A 22816-nucleotide genomic window follows, 5' to 3' on the forward strand; every position below is an offset into this window, starting at 1 on the left:
GGCCTAGAGCAGCAGCAAGGGCAGGCCCAGCATCCACATATAAGGATGGCGCGAGGGCACGTCTATCTTCTGCAGCATGGGCGGGCCCGCGGTGCCGTCCTGGTTGTCGACCAGGCGCACGCCGAGGTACTGCGCGCCGCCCGAGGGGCGGGGCAGGCGGACCTTGCCATCGGAAGAGTTCTGCTGCTGGTCCTCGGGCGCCATGCCGGCCGTGGCCGACACCGAGACCCGGTAGTGGTGGTCTTGCGGCGGCGCGGGCAGCTCCAGCAGCAGCGCGTCGGCTTCGTAGCGCAGCGCGGCCTGGCCCAGGTCGGGCTGGCCCGGCGCGGGCTTGTAGCTAAAGGGCGATGCGGCCGACCACGGCCCCTGCTCACCCTGGGCCGTGATGCTGGCGACGCGCCAGTGCAGCTTGCCCTCGGGCAGGTCGTCCGCGGGCAGCCACTCGGTCTGCGCCACCGGCTGGTCCAGCAGCACTTGCGCGAAGTTCTCCGACGTGGAGGCCTGCACCCGGTAGCGGGCGGCGTCGACGGCACGGGTCCAGCGCAGGGTGGGGCGCGGCGAGCGCACCGTGGCCGACCGGCCCGGCGCCTGCAGCGCGGGCGCGAAGGGGCGCGCCGCCACGGTAAAGCTGTGGCGTGCTTCCAGGCCCTGCAGGCCCAACGCATCCAGGGACCGCACGCGCAGGATATAGCGGCCGTTGGGCAGGTCGGCAAAACTCAGCACACCGGACTGCGAGGTCCTTTCGGCGTGGATGGCGTCAAAGCTGCTGTCCTGCGACACCTGGCCCCAGAGCACGCCGCCTTGTTCGGCGCGCGCGGGCGGCAGTGAAAAGCGCAGCGGCAATTGCTCCAGGCGGGCCGGCAGGGTAGACACATTGGGCGCGGCGGGCAGGGCGCGCGGCGGCATGGGCGCCTCGCCGGCGCGCGCCAGCGTGCCGAAGCCCGGCCCCACGACCACGGTTTTGCCGGTGGCGTCCACGCCAACCGAGCCTTCCAGGGTTTCCTCGCGCGTCTGGCCGTCCTCCACCCCGACGCGGAACACCGTGCCGCGCACCACCGCCTGGGCGCTGGGCGTGAGCACGCGCAGGTTTTGCTGTGTGCGCCGTCCCGGGTTGTCGGTGATTTCGGTCTGGCCCTGCAGCAGGCGCACCCGCGTGTCGGCCATCAGGCCGTTGGCATACAGGCTCAGGGTGTCCAGCACCAGCGTCGAGCCCGGGTGCACACGCAGCTGCGTGCCGTTGGCCAGCTCCAGCGTGGCGCTGGCCAGGGCCTCGGTCCTGAGTTCGGCGCCCACGGGCAGGGTCTGGCCCGTGGCGGCGGTTTTCCAGCTTCCCTCGGCTTCGCGCCAGCGCACGCTGCCGTGCACGGTTTTCAGCAGGGCCTGGCCGGGGCTGCTGCGCAGCATGGAGGCCGGAATGCGCAGCACCGTGCCGGGCGGGATGCGGTGCGGGTCGGCGATCCGGTTGAGCTTTTGCACCACGTCCCAGCGCTGCGGGTCTATCAGGTGGCGCTGGCCCAGGCTGATCAGCGTGTCCCCGGGGCGCACGCTGTACAGCCAGGCCGGCACGGCGGAGGCCTTCTCGGGCAGGCCGGCCGCGGGCGGGGTCTGGGCCAGCGCGGCGAGGCCCAGCGACAGGAGGCCGGCGGCGGCTATGCGTTTGTACATGGGGGATTTTCCAGAACGTGCAGGCTTGGCGGCTTGCCACGCCGGCCCGGGTGAACAAGAAAACGGTGAGTGGTCACTCATGCAGCCACTCAAGCCGGTAGCCCTGGCCGTAGACCGAGACCAGGCGCCAGCCCGATTCGGGAGACAGCTTGAGTTTTCTGCGCAGCGCGCTGGCCTGCACGTCCACCTTGCGCGACTCCACATCGGTGTTGTGCCCCCAGACCGTCGACAGCAAATGGGCGCGCGTCAGCAGCCGTCCCACGTTTTGCAGCAGGTAGAGCGCGAAATCGGTTTCCAGCTCGGTCAGTTCCACGCGCCGGCCTTCCACAAAGAACTGGCGGTTGGCGAAATCCACTTCCAGCCCTCCCCAGGCGTTGCGCCGGGTTTCCTGTTTCAGGCCTGAGCGGTGCAGCACCACATTGAGCCGTGCCAGCAGGATGGGCCGGGACACCGGCTTGACCAGGTAGTCGACCGCGCCGGCCGACAGCATCTGCACCACGTCGTCCTCGCTGTCGCGCGCCGTCAGAAAAATCACCGGCGGGCAGGCCTCCTTGAGCTGCAGCCGCAGCCGCGCCAGCACCTCGGGCCCGGACATGTCTGGCACCAGCCAGTCCAGCAGGCAGGCCGCGTACTGCCCCCTCTCCACGGCCCGCGCGCAGTCGGCGCCGCGATCGAACAGGTCCACCTCCAGGCCGGCTTCCTTGATCCATCCACACACGGCTTCAGCGGTTTCGGGCTCGTCCTCCAGGTAGGCAATTCGGGGGGCGGAAGTGTGGGGCATACGGGTTCAGGGGATCGGGTCGGACAGGCTTGTTACCTGTAGTTACATATTGTGCCGTCTTCGGCGAACCGAGTTTAGTGGTCTGACAACTGCCTGACCACCCCCTGCACCCCTCGACTGTTGGTAATTAGTAAGTGTAAACAAGGATTTACCCTTTGTTTCCGGGAGGCCCCATATGATCCGCCGCGCTAGTACCTTTTACTTCCTGTCACAACTATGCTCGAACATTTCCGACGCTGCGCGAAACTTGTATGCAAGCTGCCGAACCCGGTTTCCCTGGTCCGCCCGGCGTCCGTTCTGCTCGGTCTGGGGCTGCTGCCGGCGGCCGCTTTTGCCCTGACAGCCTCGGTGACGGCCATCATCCCGGCACAGGGCATTTACCCGGGTGAAATCGCCACTTTGCGCATTGCGCTGTCCAACAGCGACCCGGTTCCCGCCACCAACGTGGCCTTCAGCAACAGCCTGCCGGGCCTTTTGCCCAACGGCCTGAAGGTGGCGGGCGCAGCCACCAACGGCTGCGGCGGCGCGTTCACCGCGGCGCTGGGAACGCAAGCGCTGAGCCTCACGGGCGGCGGCATTCCGGCCGCCGCCGGCGGCATCGACGGCCAGTGCGTGATCGACATCCCGGTCACCGCCGGCAGCTCGACCGGCAACGCGACCTCTTACGCTTACCAGATCCTCAACGGCGCGGTGACCAGCAGCGCCGGCAGCAACAGCGGCGACGTCTCGCAGACCTTCAACATCCGCGCGCTGCAGCAGCCGCAAATCTCCAAGGCCTTCGGCAGTTCCACCCTGGTGCTGGGCGGCGCGACCACCTCGCTCACCATCACGCTGACCAACCCGAACCCGGTGGCCATCGAAGGCTTCAGCATCACCGACAACTTCCCGCAGCTGGGCGGCAGCGCCATCATCAGCGTCGCGGCCGTGCCCGGCGCCAGCGCCAGCTGCACCAGCGGGCCCGCGCCCGCCTTCAACCCGGCCCCGCTGGCCGGCGCCACCAGCGTGACCGGCACCGGCGACATTCCCGCCAACGGCAGCTGCAGCTTTGTGGTCGCGGTGGAAGCGTCGCAGACCAACGGCCAGTACACCACCAACGCCCAGAGCAACCTGATCAACCGCAGCAGCGACTTCAGCAATTCGCTGGGCATTCCCGCGCAGGCCAATGCGCAGGCCAACATCACCGTCAGGTCGCCGCTCAGCGTGGCCAAGGCTTTCTCCGGCAGCTCGCTGTCCAGCGGCTCCTCCGGCAGCCTGACCATCACGCTGACCAACAGCGGCAACACGCCGCTCACCGTCACAACTTTCGACGACAGCCCCATCGACGGCCTGGGCGGCGTCAACCCGGCGACCGGCCTGAACGTGACTTCGGCCTCCACCAGCTGCGCCGGCGGCGCGGCCGCCGCCATCAACAGCAACAAGGGCGTTCGACTCACCGGCGGCACCATTCCCGCCAACGGCAGCTGCACGGTCACCGTCAACTACGACGGCTTTGTGCAGGCCTCCGGCGTTCCGGTGACCTACACCAACAACATCCCGCAAGGCGCGGTCGATGTCGGCAACGCGGCCATCAAGAGCCAGAGCGCCTCGGCCACCATCCTGGTGGCCGACGACCTGCGCGTGCTCAAGTCGGCGCTGCCGGCCAGCCCGGTCGCGCCCGGCAACCCCATCCAGTACCAGGTCACGGTGCAGAACTACGGCGCGGCCGCGATCAACAACGTCACGGTCACCGACAACTTCAGCAACGGCCAAACTTTTCTGACCGGCACCATTGGCGGCATCAACTACACGCCGACCGTCACCGCGGCCTGCGGCAACGTCAATTCAGCGAGCGCCGTCGGCAGCAGCACGGCGGTGCTCACGGTCGACACCCTGCCGGCCCGCGCCAGCCCCAGCGTGCCCGGCGCCTGCGTGATCACGATGTGGGCCATGGCCTCCAGCACGGCGGTGGCTTCCTCTGCCAACACCATCGCAGCGGGCGGCGTCTGCTACAACGCCGGCGCGACCTGCAACGGCGGCGCTTCCAACTCGACCAGCGTGACGACCAACGCCGCCGTGATGGCGGCCAGCAAGGCCTTCGCGCAATCGTCCCCCGGCGTCAGCACTTTCGCCGAAGGCACCATCGTCCGCATGACCATCACGCTGACGAACAAGTCGGCGAACCCGCTGACCAACGTGTCGATCTCCGACACGCTGCAGCTGGCCAACAGCGGCGGCGGGCAGCTGCGTATCGCCAACCCGGCCAACGCGGCCAGCACCTGCGGCAGCCCGGTCATCACCGCGGTCGCCGGCGCCACCTCGGTGGGCCTGAACGGCGGCACCGTGCCCGCGCGCGCCGGCAACGGCCTGGGCGCCGATGGCAGCTGCGTGCTGCAGGTCGACGTGGTCGGCCCGGCCGGCGTCTACCCCAACACCGCCACCGTGGGCGGCACGCAGACCTTCGGCAACGGCACGACCCAAACGCTCACCCCCGTGACCACCAACACGGCGACGCTGACCTACACCTCGGCCCTGAGCGCCAGCAAGAGCTTCAACCCGGCCAGCGTGTCCACGGGCGGCCGCTCCACCGTCACGGTGCAGTTGCTCAACACCAGCGCGCTGGCCCTGACCAATGTCAGCGTGACCGACCCGCTGCCGGCCGGCATGGTGCTGGCCAGCCCGACCAATGCGCATACCACTTGCGCCGGCGCGACCTCCATCACGGGCGCTGCCGGCGCCAGCAGCATTTCCATGACGGGCGCCAGCGTTGCCGGCAGCGGCAACTGCGCCTTGCTGTTCGACGTAGTGGCCACCGGCGCGGCCAACTGGGTCAACACCATCCCGCCCGACTCCATCCTGGCCGACGGCGGTGTGCGCAACGTCGCCCCGGTCAGCGCCACCTTGCTGTTCACCCCGCCCAACGGGATCGCCATCAGCAAGGCCACCTCCATCAGCTCGCTGACCTTTCCGGGCGAGGTCAGCCGCCTGACCATCAACATCGCCAACGGCTCGCAGGCTGTCACCAACCTGAGCTTCACCGACTACTTCACCGTGGGCGGCACGGCAGGCGGCACCAACAACGGCTGGGTACTCACACCCAACCCCGCGCCCAGCACCACCTGCCCAGGTGGTGTGGTGAGCGCGGTGGCGAACACCCGCCAGGTCAGCCTGGCCGGCGCCGCGCTCGCGGCCAACGCCAGCTGCCAGCTCAGCGTCAACGTGACCTCCACCGTGACCGGCGGCAACACCAACACCATTCCGGCCGGCGCCATCACGACCGACCAGAACCTCAGCAACAACAACCCGGCCACCACCAGCCTGGCCATCAGCACCAACATCGGCCTGGTCAAGCAGTTCACGCCCAATGTGGTCAAGCCCGGCCAGCGTTCGCGCCTGCGCATCACCTTTTACAACCCGCTGTCGCAGCCCGTCAGCGCGCTGGCCGTGACCGACACCCTGCCGGCCGGCGTGACCGTGCCCAGCGGCGCCAACCCGACGACGACCTGCCAGGGCGCGACCGTGTCCTCGACCGTCAACAGCGTGCAGGTGTCCGGCGGCACCATTCCCGCCGCGTCCGGCAACGTGCCGGCGAGCTGCCAGGCCGAGATCGACGTGCTGGCCGCGGCCCAGGGCGACTACGTCAACACCATTCCCACCAACGCGCTGACCGCCAGCGCCGGCGGCAACCCGCTGTCCAACACCCAGCCCACCAGCGACACGCTGCGCGCCAAATCGCCGGTCGTCGTGCACAAGGCCTTCAGCGCCCGCACGCTGGACGCGGGCAACCCGGTCGGCTTCACCACCGGTTCCGACAGCAAGGCACCCGGCGCGCCGGCCGTGCTGACCCTGCGTTTTGACAACCCCAACAACACGGCCCTGACCGGCCTGGTGCTGACCGACACCTTGCCCGCGGGCCTGGTGGTCGCGCCCACGCCGGCGGCGGCCACCACCTGCGCGGGCGGCACCGTCGTCGCGGCCGCCTCGGCGACCAGCGTGCGCCTGACCGGCGCGACGCTGGCGGCCGCGGGCTCCTGCACGGTCACGGTCAACGTGCTCAGCAACATCTCGGGCGTTTACACCAACACCGTTCCCACCGCCAGCATCACGACCAATGAAGGCGTGAGCAACGAGGAGCCCACCAGCGCGCAGCTGATCGTCTCCACCCCGCCCACCGTCGGCAAGCAGTTCACGCCGGCCGTGATCCCGCCGGGCGGCGTGTCGCGCCTGAGCATCGTCCTGGGCAACAGCAACAGCAGCGCGATGACGCTGAGCGCGAACTTCGACGACGTGCTGCCCACCGCGCCCGGCCAGATCCAGCTGACCGCCACGCCCGCCATGGCGACCACCTGCGGCGGCACCGTGGTGGCCGCGGCCAATGCCACCAGCGTGCGCCTGAACAGCGGCGGCACCGTTCCCGCGGGCGGCTGCACGATTGACGTCAATGTGACCGGCCTCACCGCCGGCGTGCACACCAACAACATTCCGGCCGGCGCGCTGCAGACCAACCTGGGCAGCAACCAGTCGCCCGCCAACGCGCCGCTGACCATCAGCACCCTGGGCTATATCTCGGGCAAGGTCTTCAAGGACAACAACCCCACGCCCAACGGCACCTTCCAGAACGGCACCGACACGCCGATCGCCGGCGTGAACATTGAACTGCGCAGCGGCGCGAACTGCAGCGGCGCCCTGGTGACGACCGGCACGACCGACGCGCTGGGCAACTACCTGTTCTCGTCCCTGGCGGCCGGCAGCTACTCGGTGTGCCAGCCCACGCAGCCCTCGGGCACCACCAACGGCATCACCACGGCCGGCACCATCAGCGGCATCAACGGCAGCACCGGCACGGCCGGCACCGCCTCCAACCCGACCATCAGCAGCAGCCAGATCACCAACATCACGCTCAACGGCAACGGTGCGGGCGGCGAGATCTCGGGTTCGGCCGGCAACAACTTCGCGGAAGTCGTGCCTTCGTCCATCAGCGGCAAGGTCTTCAAGGACGTCAACAACAACGGTGTGCAGGACGGCGCGGACGACCCGCTGTCCGGCGTGACCGTTGAGCTGCGCGATGCCGGCACCAATGCGCTGATGGCAACCACGGTCACCGACGCCGCGGGCGGCTACAGCTTCGCCGGTCTGCTGCCCGGCACCTACACCGTGGTGGAACCCACCCAGCCTGCCGGCACCTCCAACGGCATCACCACCCCGGGCGCGGTGCCCAACGGCGGCACGCCGGGCACGGCCACCACGCCGGCCGTCACACCGAGCCGCATCAGCAGCATCGTGCTGCCGCCCAACACGAGCTCCAGCGGCAACAACTTCGCCGAAGTGCCCAACGGCGGAACGATTTCCGGCCGGGTTTTCCTGGATTACGACAACAACGGCGCGGTCAACGGCAGCGACCACGGCATAGGCGGGCAGACCATCAACCTGACCGGCACAGACATCAACGGCCTGGCCGTCTCCAAGACCACCACCACGGCGGCCGACGGGCGCTACAGCTTCACCGGCCTGGCCCAGGGCAACTACACCGTCACGCAGCCGCTGCCGCAGGCAACCGGCACGACCAACGGCCAGACCATCCCCGGCAGCACCGGCGGCGTGGCGACCCTGCCGGCCAACCCGGTCTCGTCCATCTCGGCGATTCCGCTGGCCAGCGCCAACGCCGTGTCGGCCGACAACAATTTCGCCGAGATCCCCGGCGCCGCGCCCGACCTGGCGATTGCCAAGAGCCACTCGCCGGTCAGCTTCGCGCAGGGCTCGAGCACCGGCTTCTACACCATCACCGTCTCCAACGTCGGCACGGTCGCGACCTCCGGCACCATCACGGTGGTCGACACCCTGCCTGCGGGCATGACGGTGGCCGCCGTCGCCGGCGGTGCCACCTGGTCCTGCAGCAGCGCCGTCACCACGGTGACTTGCACCACCAACAGCGTGATCGCCGCGGGCGGCACGGCGCCGGTCTTCACGGTGCGCGTGGCGGTGGCCGCCGGCCTGTCCGGCCAGGTGCTGGTGAACACGGCCGTGGTTTCCGGCGGCAATGAACCCGCCGGCTTCAACGGCAACAACACCGCCACCGACCCCACGGTGATCTCCGACGTGGCCGCGGTGCGCGGCACGGTGTGGCGCGACCTCAACCACGACCGCATCAAGGACCCCGGCGAGCCGCTGGTGCCCGGCTGGATCGTGGAGCTCACGCTGGGCGGCGTGGTCGTCGGCACCACCACCTCCGACGCGAGCGGCGCCTATGCCTTCCCGAGCGTGGCGCCCGGCTCGGGCTACCAGATCCGTTTCCGCGAACCGACCAGCGGGCGCATCTACGGCCGCCCGGTCCCGAATGAAGTGGGCTTGCCCTATACCAACGGCGCGGTCAATGCGAACTCGAACCCCGCCGGCGCCAACAACACCGACGGCACGCTGCAGGGCCTGACCCTGGCCGCCGGCACCACCACGCTGGCGCAAAGCCTGCCGCTGGACCCCAGCGGTGTGGTCTACGACGCTGTGACGCGGCAACCCGTGCCGGGTGCCGTGGTGACCCTCTCCGCGCCCGGCCTCACGGCGGCCGACGTGATCGGCGGCAGCCTCACGCAGACCACCGGCGCGGACGGCGCCTACCAGTTCCTGCTGCTGGGCGGCGCACCCGTGGGCGGCACCCTGTACACGCTGACCGTGACCTCGCCGGCCGGCTACCTGCCGGGCCCCTCGGCCATGATCCCGGCCTGCACGGCCACTCTGGGTGTGGGCCTGGCCCCGCCCAGCCCGGACCCGGCGCTGGTGCAGAACAGCAACTTCGCGCCCGGCACCGGCGTGCCGCTGCACAACCCCGCGGCCTGCCCCACCAGCACGCTGGCCCTGGCGGGCGGCGCGGCCACCACGCAGTACTTCTTCACGTTTACTTTTGCCGCGATTCCCGGCTCGGCCAATGTGCTGAACAACCACATCCCGCTGGACCCGATTCTGGGCGGCGCCATCGTGATGACCAAAAGCACGCCGCTGGTCAACGTGGTGCGCGGCGACCTGGTGCCCTACACCATCACGGCCACCAACACGCTGAACGCCGTGCTCGGCAACATCAGCGTGGTGGACCTGATCCCCGCGGGCTTCCGTTACCGCACCGGCTCGGCCTCGCTCAACGGCGCGGCGCTGGAGCCCACCATCAGCGGCCGCAACCTGACCTGGGCCAACCAGGTGTTCGCCGCCGGTGAACGCAAGACCTGGCGCATGCTGCTGGTGGTCGGCACCGGTGTGTCCGAAGGTACTTACATCAACCAGGTCGCGGCCCGCAACGCCCTGGTCAATGCGCAGGTCTCCAACACCGCCACGGCCGCCGTGCGTGTGGTGCCGGACCCGACCTTTGACTGCTCCGACATCATCGGCAAGGTCTTCGACGACAAGAACGCCAACGGCTACCAGGACCAGGACGAGCCCGGCATCGCCAACGTGCGCATCGCCACGGCGCGCGGCCTGCTGGTCACCAGCGACCACGACGGGCGTTTCCACGTGGCCTGCGCGGCCATCCCGAATGCCGACCGCGGCTCCAACTTCGTGATGAAGGTGGATGAGCGCACCCTGCCTTCCGGTTATCGCCTGACCACCGAGAACCCACGCGACGTGCGCGTCACGCGCGGCAAGATGGTCAAGCTCAACTTCGGCGCCACCGTGCACCGCGTGGTCCGGCTTGAGCTCTCGGGCGAGGCCTTCACCGGCAACGGCGACGGCACCGAACTGCAGCCCGCCTATCTGGCCACCCTGCAAAAGCTGCCCGAGCAGCTTGCCGCGCGGCCCTCCGTGCTGCGCATCGCCTACCGCCGCGGCGCAGAGGCGGCCGGCCTCGCCGAAAAACGCGTGGCCGCCATCAGCGAGCGAATACAGGACTTGTGGAAGGCCAGGCGCAAGAAGAAAGAGAGCGACGGGAATGAGGCCGCCGACAGCGAACCCCTGCACCCCTTGATGATTGAAACCGAGCTGGAGACGGCGAAATGAATTTCCGTACACATGCGATAGCCGTCGCCGCCGGCCTGCTTTGCGCCGGCTCCCCGGCCTGGACCGCGACCGAAGTCAGCGGCAAACGAATCGACAACGGCCGTATCGACCTGTTCAGCGTGCCGCCACCGCCGACGGAAGTGCAGCCCGACATCGCCTACCCCATGCCCTCGGGCGTGACACGCGAAGAAGCGGCCGGCATGAAGGCCCGCGCGGCGCAGACGCCCAAGGCGGTTGCCTCAGTCGACAAGGCACTCCAGGAAGCCGGCGGCCTCAGCCTGTTTGTCTCGGGCAAGGCTGAACTCACGCCTTCGGCCAAAGCCGCGATTGAATCGCTGGCCGGCGAAATCCGCAGCAAGGGCGCGGCCTCCGCCGGCATGCGCATTGCCGTGGTCGGCCACACCGACAACCAGCGCCTGGCGCCGGACACCAAACGCATCTTCAAGGACAACCAGGGCCTGTCTGAAGCGCGCGCGCTGGCCGTGGCCGCCTACCTCAAGCAGCTGCTGAGCAACCCCGCCATCAGCTATTCCATACAGGGCGAGGGCGAGAACAAACCGCTGGCGTCCAACGCGACCCCCGAAGGCATGAGCCGCAACCGCCGCGTGGAGCTGCGTGTGTGGTTCCAGCCCGCGGCGCCGGCAGCGGCGCCTGTGGTCGTGCCCGCTCCGCTGGCACCCTGCACGCCGCAATCGGTCGGCCAGTCGACCGTGCCTTTCCGCATCACCATAGACGGCGAGCCCATCAACACCGCCGAGATCCCCAACGAGGCCGACGGCCAGCGCTGCGCCGACGTCGCGCTCGAGCGGGCCGACATCCAGGTGCGCTACGACAGCCTGGCCGCCGTGCCGCTGATGAACGCCTGGGCCACGCCCTCCACGGCCGTCAAGGGCGAGGCCGTGGAGTTCCGCGCCTGGTCCAACTACATTCCGTGGATCAAAAAGGCCGAGCTGCGCCTCTTCCGCCCTGGGCAAAAGACCCAGGAGCAGCCGTTTGAGATCGTGCCCGTCAGCTGGACGGGTGCGACTCGCTGGACGGTGCCTGCCAACACCGCGGGCGACCAGGTGTTTTACCTGCTGCGTGTCTACGACGCGCAGGGCCGCTTTGACGAAACCAGCCTCAAGCAGCTGAACCTGCTGGCGCGCGCCATGCCGGCCAATGAAGACCAGGACAAACTGGAGCGCGAGCGCCTCACGGGTTATGGCGAGAACAGCCTGGCCCTGCGCAACATCCCGGTCAGCGGCGGCACGGTCACGGTCAACGGCACAAACCTTAAACCCGGCCAGCGCATAGAAGCCCTGGGCCTGGAGCTGCCCATAGACGCGCAAGGCAAGTTCGCGATGAAGCAGATCATGCCGGCCGGCCCGCAGTCGGTCGAAGTGACGCTCAAGGAAGCCGACGGCCGCGCCAGCACCTTCCGCCGGAACCTCAACATCGCGGCCGACGACTGGTTTTACCTGGCGCTCGGCGACCTGACGGTCGGCAAGAACAATGTCTCGGGTCCCGCCAAGCTCGTGACCGGCGACCTGAGCCACTATGAAGACAAGGTCTACGTCGACGGCCGCGCCGCGTTTTACCTCAAGGGCAAGATCAAGGGCGAGTGGCTGCTCACGGCCTCGGCCGACACGCGCGAAGGCCCCATCGAGGACTTGTTCTCCAACTTTTCGAGCAAGGACCCCAAGTATTTGCTGCGCAGCATAGACCCCAACCTGTACTACCCGGTCTACGGCGACGACAGCACCACGGTGGACGACGCGCCCACGCAGGGCAAGTTTTTTGTCAAGCTGCAAAAAGGTGATTCGCACATCATGTGGGGCAACTTCCAGACCTCCTGGAGCGGCACCGAGCTGATGCAGTATTCGCGCGGCCTCTACGGCGCACAGCTGCGCTACCGCTCGGAAGAGGCCACGGCCTACGGCGAGAAACAAACCCAGATCGACGCCTTCGCGGCCGACCCCGGCACCCTGGCTTCGCGCGAGGAGTTCCGCGGCACCGGCGGCTCGATTTATTACCTGCGCCACCTGGACATCACCCAGGGCTCGGAGCGCGTCTGGATAGAGGTGCGCGACAAGGACTCCGGCATGGTGATAGAGCGCCGCGAGCTTGCGCCCACGCAGGACTACGAGATCAACTACCTGCAGGGCCGCATCCTGCTGCAGTCGCCGCTGTCCGCCACCGGCGGCGGCGCGGGCCTGATCATGACCTCGGCGGTCGGCGGCCAGCCGGTCTACCTGGTCACGACCTACGAGTTCGCGCCCGGCGTCACCGCCATCAACAACCTCTCGACCGGCCTGCGCGCGAGCCAATGGCTGAACGACCACGTCCAGCTCGGCGCCAGCACCTACCACCAGGGCGAGACCGGCTCCAGCCAGACGCTCAAGGGCGTGGACGGCACCTTGCGCTACAAACCCGGCACCTGGCTCAAGTTCGAGGCGGCCCGCTCCAAGGGCCCGGGCAACGGCGCGCAGACCTCGATTGACGGCGGCTTCGGCTTTAACACCCTGAACAACGGCGGCATCCAGTCGGCCGGCGCCGAGCGCCTGGAAGCTTCGGTGGACCTGGCCGAGGTGACCGACAGCATGAAGGGCAAGGTCACGGCTTACGCTCAGAACCGCGACCGCGGCTACTCCGCCCCCGGTCAGATCGGCATCAGCGGCGAGGCCGTCAAGCAGGCCGGCATGTCGGCCGACGTCGAAGTCGCCGCCGGCACCCGCGTGCTGCTCAAGGCCGACAGGCGCGAGGGCGACCTGCAGGACAGCCAGAACGCCGAGCTCGCCGTGCGCCAGACGCTCAGCAGCGAATGGGAAGTCGCGGCCGGCGTGCGCGCCGACGACCGCTCCAAGGTCACGCCCAATGCCAGCGCCTTGCTCTCGCAAACCGGCTCCCGCACCGATGCGCAGCTGCGCGCCGACTACCGCCCCGACCGCGAAGGCGGCAAGCCCGGCGAAAAAGAAAACTGGGAAGCCTACGGTTACGTGCAGGGCACGCTGGAGCGCGACGACACGCGCGACCCCAACAACCGCGTCGGCCTGGGCGGCGCGCTGCAGGTCAGCGAGCGCGTCAAGCTCAGCGGCGAAGCCTCCAATGGCAGCATGGGCGTGGGCGGCAAGCTGGGCGCCGACTACCGCATCTCCGACCGCAGCAATGCCTACCTGGCCTATACCGTGGAAACCGAAAGCCCCGACGTCGCCTGGCGCGGCCGCCAGGGCACGCTGGTCTCCGGCGCCAGCACCCGCGTCTCCGACCAGCTGCGCGTCTTCGGCGAAGGCCGCTCCGTCAACGGCGCGGGCCCGCAAAGCCTCACGCAAGCCTTCGGCACCGACTGGTCGCCCAACGACCGCTGGAACTTTGGCGCCAAGGTCGAGTTCGGCACCGTGTCCGACCCGCTGGCCGGTGACCTCAAGCGCCGCGCGCTGGGCGGCTCGGTCGGCTACAAAAAAGACGGCCTCAAATACGGCGGCAACATCGAGTGGCGCCACGACAAAGGCAATCTCTCGGGCGAACGCACGACCTGGCTGATGCGCAACACCGTGGGCCTGCAGGTGGACCCGGCGTGGCGCCTGCTCGGCAAGCTCAACGTCTCGCGCTCCAGCAACAGCCAGGGCGCGTTTGTGGACGGCAACTACCATGAGTTTGTGCTCGGCAGCGCGTATCGCCCCGTCGACAATGACCGCTGGAACACCTTGTTCAAGTACACCAACCTCAACAACGTGCCCACCGCCGGCCAGCTCACGCCCTCGGGCCAGGCCGCCGACTACGCGCAGCGCAGCCAGGTCTTCTCGGTCGACACGATTTACGACGTCAAGCCCTGGCTGTCGGTAGGCGGCAAATACGCCTTCCGCATCGGCGAGCTCAAGTCCCCGGTGGCCGGCGGCGAATGGTTCTCCAGCCGCGCCGACCTGCTGATCCTGCGCGCCGACCTGCACCTGGTCAAGGAGTGGGACGCAATGGTAGAGCTGCGCAACCTGCGCGCCACCGAAGCGCAAGACGCCAAAGCCGGCGCGCTGCTGGCTGTGTACCGGCACCTCGGCAAGGGCGTCAAAGTGGGTGTGGGCTACAACTTCACCAAGTACTCGGACGACCTGACTGACTTGTCTTACCGCAGCAGGGGGTGGTTCTTGAACGTGCTGGCGGCGTATTGAGGGTGGGGCGGCGCGTCAAGGCAATAGCTTGCGTGTGTCCGCCGTGCTGATGTCGTCCAGGTGCCTGAACGCGGGTGCGATCCTGGCCATGTCGTCTGCCGGAACGCCTGAGCGTGCGAACGACACCTTCCACTCCCGCACGACGCGCCAGACCTCATCGATCAAGTCGCAAGCGCGGGCCTGGCTCAAGGAGAACGCCGGATGCCCGCCCAGCGCGTTGTCGAGTGTCGCGAGGCGACCCTGGGGCCCGACTCCCAGGTGAAGAAGGCGCTCGGTCGCGTGGCTCGGCCGGGGCAGCACGTCGTACAGGGGACTGAGCCGCCAGCCGGGCAGGCGGGGATCCCACAGGAAGCCGTGGTTGCGCAGGTGGTCGTCGTCGTTGCTGGCGAGGATGTTGAACACCATGCGCTTGAAGAGTTCTTCGTTGTCCGCGCGGATCACGTCCGGATGGCAATACCGGCGCACGGCGGCGGCCAGGTCGGCGTAGGACTTTGTTCGCGACTCGGTCTCGTCACATCCGACCAGGGTCAGGCCGCTCACAAAACCCATGCGGCGCTCGGTCAGGCCGTCGGCGGGTGGCAGCAGCAAGTCCGTTGCGGCGGTGGGCAGTGTTCCGTGTGCCAGCCAGTAGCGGTCGAAACGCCGGATCATCATGATGCGGCGGCCGCCCAGAAGGCGCGTGGCCACGGGGGGCACGTTCAAGCCGGCCTCCCGCGCGAGCTCCAGCGAAGCACATTCGACCGCGGGGATGTCGAAGGCGTCATGTTTGCTTTGGAACTTCGCGAGCCAAAGGGCGCCGCCCTCATCACGCACAGACGCTTTGGGCCGGGCACCGCCGAGTGCCGTCCCGGCTTCAAAAATGTGTTCAAGCCTGGCGGGAACGTCCTCTCCCGCCTCGATGCGCTCCGCGGCCTCCATCAGGTAGCCGAGCGCGTGAACGCCGCCGGCGGCGCTCGTGGGCCCATCAGCCATGCCGGAGCGGATGTCCAGCGCGCCTACCCGTTCGCTGCCCGCATGCAGCAGGTACTGCGACTCGGCCAGGCTGTTCGCGGGCACCTTGAGCTTGGCCTCGATCACCCGGCGCCCCCAGGAATCCGGCGCGGCGTCGCGTATGCCGCCGAAACTCACCAGATTGCTGACCGGCAGCAGTAGCTTGCCCTTGACGGGCTCCGGCCCGCGGATGGCCAGGCTGACCGGGTCCACCTCCAGGGCATCGCCACGGGCCAGATACTTCAGGCCGTAGGCAAAGCGCGATGCCAGGAGATCGGAACCCTGCTCGGTCATCGTGAGCTGCCCGCAAGGCGCCCAGGCTTCGCCCAGGTAGGCGAAGGTCATCAGCTTCAGGTCTTTGGCCGCCATAAAAATTCTGCTCTGGATAAAGAAGATGAAAGGCGCTGCCGGTGCGGGCCTGGGTTCAGAAATCCAGGTCCTTGAGCTCGGCCGCGCTCAGGTCGCGAACGCGTTTTGTCGATTCGCGGGCCTGCAGGGCGGCCAGCGCGGGGTCGGCCTGCGTCAACAAACCTGCCAGCGTGGTGCCGGGCGCGATGGCGTCGAGGTAGCGAAGCACCTGCCCAATCGCCAGGCCCGGGTCGCCCTTTTCCAGGCGGTAGGCGGTATTGCGCGAGAAGCCCGCGCGCAGCGCCGCATCGGCCTGTTTGACCTTGCGCGCCTGGCGCAGGCGCGCAAGAAGATGCCCGAGGTGGGCCGTCTCTTGCGCGAGCTGTGGACGGAGGACTGCGGACTGTTGTACTTTCATGTTCGTTAAATCATTCAATATCACTATAAAGATCGATTTAACGAACATTTTATCTGCCTACAAATTCACAGTCAACTTATGCTCGGTAAATCAAGCTTTATTCAGTTAATGATTGATTTAACGATCTTTTTCCAAAATGCGGCGTGATTGGCTTGATGGAGCTGTGCGGTGTCCGGAGCGAGGGTGGGGCCGCACCCGATGGTCGTCGACGCTCTGGCCATAGCCCATCCCGCATACTGGGGTCCCGGCCTCAGGCCAGGCATTTTTTGAAGGACCCGTATGAGATGGTCGGAATCCTTGCGAGCCTGGGCCGGAAAGCTCAAGCGCGACGGGGTCACGCTGTGGTTTGCCTGCCAACATCCCCGCACACCCTGGTATGCCAAGGCGCTGGGTCTTTTTGTCGTGGCGTATGCCCTGAGCCCCATAGACCTGATCCCGGACTTCATTCCGGTGCTGGGCTACCTGGACGACCTGCTCCTGCTGCCGGGCCTGATCTGGCTGGCCATCTCCTTGACACCTGCCGAGGTCATCGCCGATTGCCGGCGGCAAGCCGAGGCCTGGCTGGCCAATGAAGGCGCCAGGCCGCGCAGCTTATGGGGCGCTGGATTGGTGGTCCTTGTGTGGATTTGCGCCGCCTGGGGCCTGTGGGTCTGGCTGGCGCCTTGACGTCTTGAGCCGCCGCTTCGCCCGGGCTCCTCGGCCGCGAACGCTCAGCGGCGCTCCTCGCCGGAAACTTCCTCGGGCGGCCGCACCCGGCTGAACATGGCCAGGAGCAGGATGTCGTAAATGATCTTTAATGCGCCGCCGACCATCAGCGGCCAGCCGAAGGTGGAGACCCCCAGCAGGTAGCCGGCCAGCGCGGGGCTGGCAGCCGCGGCCAGGCTGCGCGGCACAGAGGTCACGCTGGCCGCGGCGGCCCGCTCCTGCGGCGTCACGATGGCCATCACATAAGAGCTGCGCGTGGGCACATCCATCTGCGACAGCGCGCTCCTGACCAGCAACAGGACGACGGCATGGCTGAGCTCCGTGCAAAAAGGAATGGCGATCAGGCACAGGCTGGACGGCAGGTGGGTGTAGACCATGGTCTTCACCAGCCCGATGCGGCTGGCGATATGCGCCGCCACAAGGTAAGAAAACGCGGTCAGCAGGCCGGCCCAGAAGAAGATGGTCCCGGCCACCTCAACCGACAGGCCGAAGCGCTGGTACAGCCACAGCGCCACCAGCGACTGCACCACAAAGCCGCCGCCAAAGGCATCCAGGCTGAACAGCGTGGCCAGCAGGTAGACCCGCTTTTTTGAAGGGCCCAGGGCGGACTTGGGCGCCGGGGCCTCTGCCGCGGGCCGCGCCGGCAGGCCGCGGTACAGCGCGGCCATCAGCAGCGCCAGCAAGGCATAAAGGATGAACATGCCCTGGATGGCGGTTTGTGGGGTGATGCCCGCCGTGGGCGCCAGCAGCGCGGGCAGGGCCGCCGCCAGCGAGCCGAAGGCCGCGCACAAAGTCCCCGTCAGGCTGTAGCGCGCAAAGACCGCCGTGCGGGACGGGCCGTCCACATGGTTCGCGAGCATCGCATGCTCCACCGGCATAAACACGCTGACATCGCCGCCCGAGGGATTCAGCGTGCCCACCAGGGCCACCAGCATCAGCGGCCAGAAGCTGCTGAGCGACGCCACGCCCAGGCCCGTGAAAACCATCAAGGCCGAAGCGGCCAGCAGCAAGGGCCGGTGGTCGTAGTGCGCCGCATGCGTGCCGACCAGCAGGGTCAGGATGCCGGAGCCCAGCAAGGTCGTGGTCGCGATCAGCCCGACCTGGAAGGGCGTCAAGCCAAGGCTGAGCAAATAGACCGGCAGCAACAGGCTCACAAAGCCGTCGCCGAATCCCCGTATCGCTTTGGCGGCAATCAGGCGATCCAGGCTTGTGAGCTGGAATTTCAACACGGCCGTTGGCGTCCGCAAGGCCGCTTAATGCGAATGCCGGTGATGGGCATCGGGGAAATGCGCATGGCTGTGGGAGATCGGCAGGTGTTTGTGCGCGTGCGCGTGGCGCGTGCAGGGCGCCACCGGTGCTTCGTGCGCATGGTCGTGGTGCTCGTCCCCCAGGCCGTGCGCATGTTCGTGGCTGTGCTCAAGCGGCTCATGGGTGTGCGAATGCTGGTGGCTCTCGGTCAGGTGCAGCCAGACGCCCCAGGCCATCAGCAAGGCCGCGACGAGCAAAGAGGGGGTGATGGGCTCGCCAAGGACGGCAATCGCCAGGGCCGCGCCCACAAAGGGCGCGATCGAAAAATACGCGCCCGTGCGCGCCGTCCCGAGGTGGCGCAAGCCGAGCACAAACAGCGCCAGGCTGGCGCCATAGCTCGCAAACCCCAGCAGCGCCGCCGCCAGCACCACGGGTAGCGCGGGCCACGCAGCGCCTAGGGACAACGCCAGCACCAGGTTGGTGGCACCGGCCACCAGGCCCTTGGCCATGGCGATGAACGAAGCGTCGGACAGAGACACCTTGCGCGTCAGGTTGTTGTCCACACCCCAGGCCAGGCAGGCGCCCACCACGGCCAGGGCCGGCCACAACTCGCCAAAGCGCGCCTCACCGGGCCAGGAAAGAACCACACCGCCCGCCACAATGGCCAGCATGCCCAGCGCGATGCGGCGGTCAAAGTTCTCCTTGAAAACAAACCAGGCGATCAGGGCGGTCAATACGCCTTCCGCATTCAGCAGCAGCGAAGCGCCCGAAGCCGGCATGCCCGAAAGCCCCAGCATCAGCAGGACCGGGCCCACCATGCCGCCCGCAATCACGGCGCCGGCCAGCCACTTCCATTCCGCGCGAGGCATGCGCACAGGCGGTGACCGGCGCAGCCGCCGCAGCAAAAACAAACCAACACCCGAACCCAGGTAAAGCAAAGCCGCCAGCAGCCAGGGGCTGGCCTGCGCCAGCAAAAGCTTGGCCAGCGGCGTGCCCGCGCCGAACAGGGTTGCCGCGAGGAGGGTGGCCAGCACGCCGGGTTGGGACAGTGGGTTCATGGCGTTCTTTTGGGGTCCAGGGGCGCTTGCCTTGTCCATATTACGCGAGTGTTTGGGTGCCGGTTTTACAAGTCAGCACCACCGCTCCCGGCTGTTGCCTGCGCCAGCAGCCAGGCGCGGAACACCGTGAGCGCTTCGAGCCTGGATGATTCCTCGGGATACACCAGGTAGTAGCCACGGGGAGAAACCCATTGTTTCTTCGACAGCCGGCGTAAACGGCCGGTCGCCAGCGCGTCGCTGGCCATGAAGTCGGGCAGCAGCACCGCACCCAGGCCCGCCACCGCGGCATTCAGGGCCATGGACATCAACTCGTAGCGCGGTCCGTCTTGCCCGGTGCTGATCTGGATGCCCGCATGGGCGAACCATTTTTGCCACGCGTCCAGCACGGTGGTGTGGTGCACCAGCGCGGACCTCGGTGTGCGGGACGTCAGCGATTTCCCATTTTTGGCGATCCATGCCGGGGCGGCATACGGCGCCATCGCCAGGGGCAAAACAAAATCGTTGTGCAGGCCGGCGCGTTTTCCGTCGCCGAATTCGAGCGAGGCATCCACCGCCATGCTCTTGAAATCCACCGACCCCACGCGGGTCGCGAAATTCAGGGTGATCTCGCCGTGCGCGCGCGTGAAGTCCGGCAGGCGCGGAATCAGCCAATAGCTCCCCAGCGACGCGCCTACCGACAGTGCCAGCGAACCCCCGCGCCCCTTGAGCGCCATTACGTTGGCCGTCGCGCGTTCAAGGCGCTGGAGAATGCCGCTGACTTCGTCCAGGTAATAACGGCCGGCTTCGGTCAGGATGACGGCATCCCGCCGCCGCACGAACAGCTTGACGTCAAGACGGCTTTCAAGCGCCATGATCTGGCGGCTGACCGCGCCTTGCGTCAGGTGCAGCTCCTGCGCGGCCGCGGTGAAGGAGCGCAGGCGCGCGCTGGCCTCAAGGCATACCAGGGACATGGTGGAGGGCGCGCGCAGCATCATGGTGCATGAGAAAAAAACATGGAAGACGCAGAAATTGTCGTTTGTAGCCAAAGGTTTGTCCACGCATCATTCGGTTTCCTCATTGCTGAACCCCAAGGTGACCTCCATGACCGAATACCAGACAAAGCGGCGAACCCTCCTCAAACTGGGGGCCGCGGCGATGGCCTCGGCGCCGCTGCTGGCGCGCGCCGCCTGGCCCGACCGGCCCATTCGCCTGATTGTTCCGTCCGCCGCCGGTGGCTCGCCCGACAACATCTGCCGCATCCTGACCGCCGAGTTGATGAAGGCCCTGGGACAGCCTTTTGTGATCGACAACAAGCCCGGCGCCAGCGGCAACATCGGCATGCAGGAGATCGTGCGCGCCGCGCCGGACGGCTACACGCTGGGATACGGCAACGTGGGTACGCTGGCGATCAACAAATCGCTTTTCTCCAAACTGCCCTACGACCCGGAAAAACAGCTGGTTCCCGTGGCGCTGCTCGGGTATGTCCAGAACGCGCTCGTCGTCAGGAATGACCTGGGCGTGAAGAATGTGGCCGAGCTGATCGCGCTGGCCAGGTCCAGGCCGGGCAAACTCAGCATGGCCTCTCCCGGCAACGGCACCACCGGCCACCTGGGCGGTGAGCTGTTCAAGAGCATGACCAGCACCTTCATGACCCACGTGCCTTACCGCGGCAGCCCGCAGGCCATCCAGGACCTGATGGGCGGCCAGGTCGACCTGATGTTCGACAACCTGTCGTCCATCGCGCCGCACATCAAGAATGGGCGCATCAAGGCTCTGGGCGTTTCAGGGCGGGCGCGCAGCCCGCTGTTTCCCGAGGTGCCGACCATTGGGGAATTCGTCAAGGGCTATGAAACGACGGCCTGGGGCGGCATTGTCGCGCCGGCCGGCACCTCGCGCGACATCGTGCTGCGGCTCAACGGCGAAATCAACAAGGTGCTGGGCAATGCCGCGGTCAACGAGCGTTATGCCGCCATTTCCTTCGAGACGACCATAGGCTCGCCCGACCGCCTGTTTGACCGCGCCCTGCGGGAGACGCGGATGTGGACGGAGGTCGTCAAGCGCGCCGGTGTCCAGGTGGATTGAGCGGACATGTTCGATCTCATCATTGAAGGCGGCGAGCTCATCGACGGCACGGGCGCCCCCCGGGTGCGCGCCGACCTCGGGGTATCCCGCGGGAAAATTCTCTCCATCGGCGACCTGTCGGGCGCGCGGGCGGGCGAACGCGTCGGCGCGCACGGGCGGATTGTCGCGCCGGGTTTCATCGACGTGCACACCCACGATGACCGCTTGCTGCTTTTGCCCGCCGCGGGCGCCCACCCCAAGCTGTCGCAGGGCGTGACGACGGTGGTGTCGGGCAACTGCGGCGTCAGCCTGGCCCCGCTGGAGACCCGCCATCCACCGCCGCCACTGGATATCCTGGGAACGGACGGCTGGATCTACCCGGATTTTGCGGCCTACCTGGATGCGCTGGACCGGTCTCCCCTGGCCGTCAATGTCGCTTGCCTTGTCGGCCATTCCACGCTGCGCGTCAAGCACATGGCGGACCTCGGAAGGCCGGCCACCGCCGGGGAATCGGCCGCTATGGCGGCGGAACTCGCCCACGCACTGGCCGCGGGCGCCATCGGCCTGTCGACCGGCTTGTACTACCCGCCTGCGAAAGCCGCCACGGCCGAAGAGGTGATCGCCGTGGGCGCGCATCTCAAAGCGGCCGGCGGTATCGTGGCCATGCACATCCGCGATGAGGGCGACGCCATCGACGAGGCGCTGCGCGAGGCCCTGCACATAGGCCGGGAACTGGGCGTGGGCACCGTCATTTCCCACCACAAGCTGGTCGGCACGGCCAACCACGGCCGCTCCGTGCAGACACTGGCCATGCTGGAGCAGGCGGCGCGCGGGCAGCCGGTCTGCTTTGACTGCTATCCCTACAACGCCTCGTCCACCATGCTGCTGCCGTCCCGCGTCAAGCAGTCCAGCGACGTGCTGGTGACCTGGTCGCAGCCCGAGCCCGGGGTTGCGGGCCGCTCCCTCAAAGAACTTGCGCGCGAGAGAGGCCAAAGCGAGGAAGAGGTGGCGCGGGCCTTGCAGCCGGCCGGGGCCATCTACTTCGCGATGAGCGAGGAGGACGTCGGCCGCATCCTCAGCCATCCGATGGCCATGGTCGGCTCGGACGGCCTGGCGCATGACGTGCGTCCGCATCCGCGCCTGTGGGGGACTTTTCCGCGCGTGCTGGGGCACTACGTGCGCGAGAGAAAGCTGTTTCCGCTCGAGCTTGCCATCCACAAAATGACGGGACTCAGCGCAAGGCGTTTCGGCCTCGACGGCCGGGGAGTCCTGGCACCCGGAAATCACGCGGACATCGTCATTTTTGACGAACACCGCGTCACCGCCAACGCCAGCTACGAAAGCCCCACCGAAGTCAGTTCGGGAATTGACGCCGTCTTTGTCAATGGCCGGCTCGCCTGCCGCGATGGCCACAGCGTCAGCGTGGATGCCGGGCGGGTGCTGCGCAGATGAGGCGGCTTGCGCC

The 22816-nt window shown here is 67.7% G+C and carries 12 protein-coding genes; 5 read left to right on the forward strand and 7 right to left on the reverse strand.

The features are described 5' to 3' along the window. Positions 1-3: 3 nt before the first annotated feature. On the reverse strand, positions 4-1665 hold the full coding sequence (locus AC1D09_RS02935) for a FecR family protein (protein WP_477661351.1): 1662 nt from the start codon (positions 1663-1665) through the stop codon (positions 4-6). 73 nt (positions 1666-1738) lie between these two features. Next, positions 1739-2446, reverse strand: coding sequence for a response regulator transcription factor (locus AC1D09_RS02940; protein WP_477661350.1), 708 nt, complete (start codon positions 2444-2446; stop codon positions 1739-1741). A 348-nt stretch (positions 2447-2794) separates the two neighbouring features. On the opposite strand from AC1D09_RS02940, the gene AC1D09_RS02945 reads away from it, so the two are divergent. Together AC1D09_RS02945 and AC1D09_RS02950 are read left to right on the forward strand one after the other, a co-directional pair. Next, positions 2795-10402: a DUF7933 domain-containing protein gene (locus tag AC1D09_RS02945; protein WP_477700921.1), complete on the forward strand. Its 7608-nt coding sequence runs from the start codon at positions 2795-2797 to the stop codon at positions 10400-10402. Next, the gene (locus AC1D09_RS02950; RefSeq protein ID WP_477661348.1) at positions 10399-14544 is read left to right on the forward strand and encodes an OmpA family protein; all 4146 of its coding nucleotides are present in this window, start codon (positions 10399-10401) and stop codon (positions 14542-14544) included. The genes AC1D09_RS02945 and AC1D09_RS02950 overlap by 4 nt, the downstream gene beginning before the upstream one ends. A gap of 15 nt (positions 14545-14559) precedes the next feature. Here AC1D09_RS02950 and AC1D09_RS02955 read toward each other — a convergent pair whose 3' ends face one another. After that, on the reverse strand, positions 14560-15903 hold the full coding sequence (locus AC1D09_RS02955; protein WP_477661347.1) for a type II toxin-antitoxin system HipA family toxin: 1344 nt from the start codon (positions 15901-15903) through the stop codon (positions 14560-14562). A gap of 55 nt (positions 15904-15958) precedes the next feature. Continuing rightward, a complete protein-coding gene (locus AC1D09_RS02960; protein WP_477661346.1) occupies positions 15959-16300 on the reverse strand; it encodes a helix-turn-helix domain-containing protein in 342 nt (113 codons plus the stop codon). A 279-nt stretch (positions 16301-16579) separates the two neighbouring features. Here AC1D09_RS02960 and AC1D09_RS02965 point away from each other — a divergent pair, with 279 nt between their 5' ends. Then, the gene (locus tag AC1D09_RS02965; protein ID WP_477661345.1) at positions 16580-16966 is read left to right on the forward strand and encodes a YkvA family protein; all 387 of its coding nucleotides are present in this window, start codon (positions 16580-16582) and stop codon (positions 16964-16966) included. A 44-nt stretch (positions 16967-17010) separates the two neighbouring features. Here the strand turns inward: AC1D09_RS02965 and AC1D09_RS02970 are convergent, their stop codons facing one another. The 3 genes from AC1D09_RS02970 to AC1D09_RS02980 form a co-directional block, all read right to left on the reverse strand. Further along, positions 17011-18234 (reverse strand): MFS transporter, encoded by a 1224-nt coding sequence (locus tag AC1D09_RS02970; protein WP_477700922.1) that lies wholly within the window; start codon positions 18232-18234, stop codon positions 17011-17013. 24 nt (positions 18235-18258) lie between these two features. Further along, positions 18259-19311, reverse strand: a complete 1053-nt coding sequence (locus tag AC1D09_RS02975; RefSeq protein ID WP_477700923.1) for a DMT family transporter — start codon at positions 19309-19311, stop codon at positions 18259-18261. A 65-nt stretch (positions 19312-19376) separates the two neighbouring features. Beyond that, positions 19377-20285, reverse strand: a complete 909-nt coding sequence (locus AC1D09_RS02980) for a LysR substrate-binding domain-containing protein (protein ID WP_477700924.1) — start codon at positions 20283-20285, stop codon at positions 19377-19379. 106 nt (positions 20286-20391) lie between these two features. On the opposite strand from AC1D09_RS02980, the gene AC1D09_RS02985 reads away from it, so the two are divergent. Continuing rightward, a complete protein-coding gene (locus AC1D09_RS02985) occupies positions 20392-21372 on the forward strand; it encodes a Bug family tripartite tricarboxylate transporter substrate binding protein (RefSeq protein WP_477661341.1) in 981 nt (326 codons plus the stop codon). A 6-nt stretch (positions 21373-21378) separates the two neighbouring features. After that, a complete protein-coding gene (locus AC1D09_RS02990) occupies positions 21379-22803 on the forward strand; it encodes an N-acyl-D-amino-acid deacylase family protein (protein WP_477661340.1) in 1425 nt (474 codons plus the stop codon). Positions 22804-22816 lie beyond the last annotated feature (13 nt).

Source organism: Polaromonas sp. P1_A2, assembly GCF_056406895.1.

Excerpts from the sequence above, each read along its gene's own strand:
- AC1D09_RS02935 (WP_477661351.1), bottom strand. The coding sequence starts at position 1,665 with ATGTACAAACGCATAGCCGCCGCCGGCCTCCTGTCGCTGGGCCTCGCC.
- AC1D09_RS02940 (WP_477661350.1), bottom strand. The coding sequence starts at position 2,446 with ATGCCCCACACTTCCGCCCCCCGAATTGCCTACCTGGAGGACGAGCCC.
- AC1D09_RS02950 (WP_477661348.1), top strand. The coding sequence starts at position 10,399 with ATGAATTTCCGTACACATGCGATAGCCGTCGCCGCCGGCCTGCTTTGC.
- AC1D09_RS02955 (WP_477661347.1), bottom strand. The coding sequence starts at position 15,903 with ATGGCGGCCAAAGACCTGAAGCTGATGACCTTCGCCTACCTGGGCGAA.
- AC1D09_RS02960 (WP_477661346.1), bottom strand. The coding sequence starts at position 16,300 with ATGAAAGTACAACAGTCCGCAGTCCTCCGTCCACAGCTCGCGCAAGAG.
- AC1D09_RS02965 (WP_477661345.1), top strand. The coding sequence starts at position 16,580 with ATGAGATGGTCGGAATCCTTGCGAGCCTGGGCCGGAAAGCTCAAGCGC.
- AC1D09_RS02975 (WP_477700923.1), bottom strand. The coding sequence starts at position 19,311 with ATGAACCCACTGTCCCAACCCGGCGTGCTGGCCACCCTCCTCGCGGCA.
- AC1D09_RS02980 (WP_477700924.1), bottom strand. The coding sequence starts at position 20,285 with ATGATGCTGCGCGCGCCCTCCACCATGTCCCTGGTATGCCTTGAGGCC.
- AC1D09_RS02985 (WP_477661341.1), top strand. The coding sequence starts at position 20,392 with ATGACCGAATACCAGACAAAGCGGCGAACCCTCCTCAAACTGGGGGCC.
- AC1D09_RS02990 (WP_477661340.1), top strand. The coding sequence starts at position 21,379 with ATGTTCGATCTCATCATTGAAGGCGGCGAGCTCATCGACGGCACGGGC.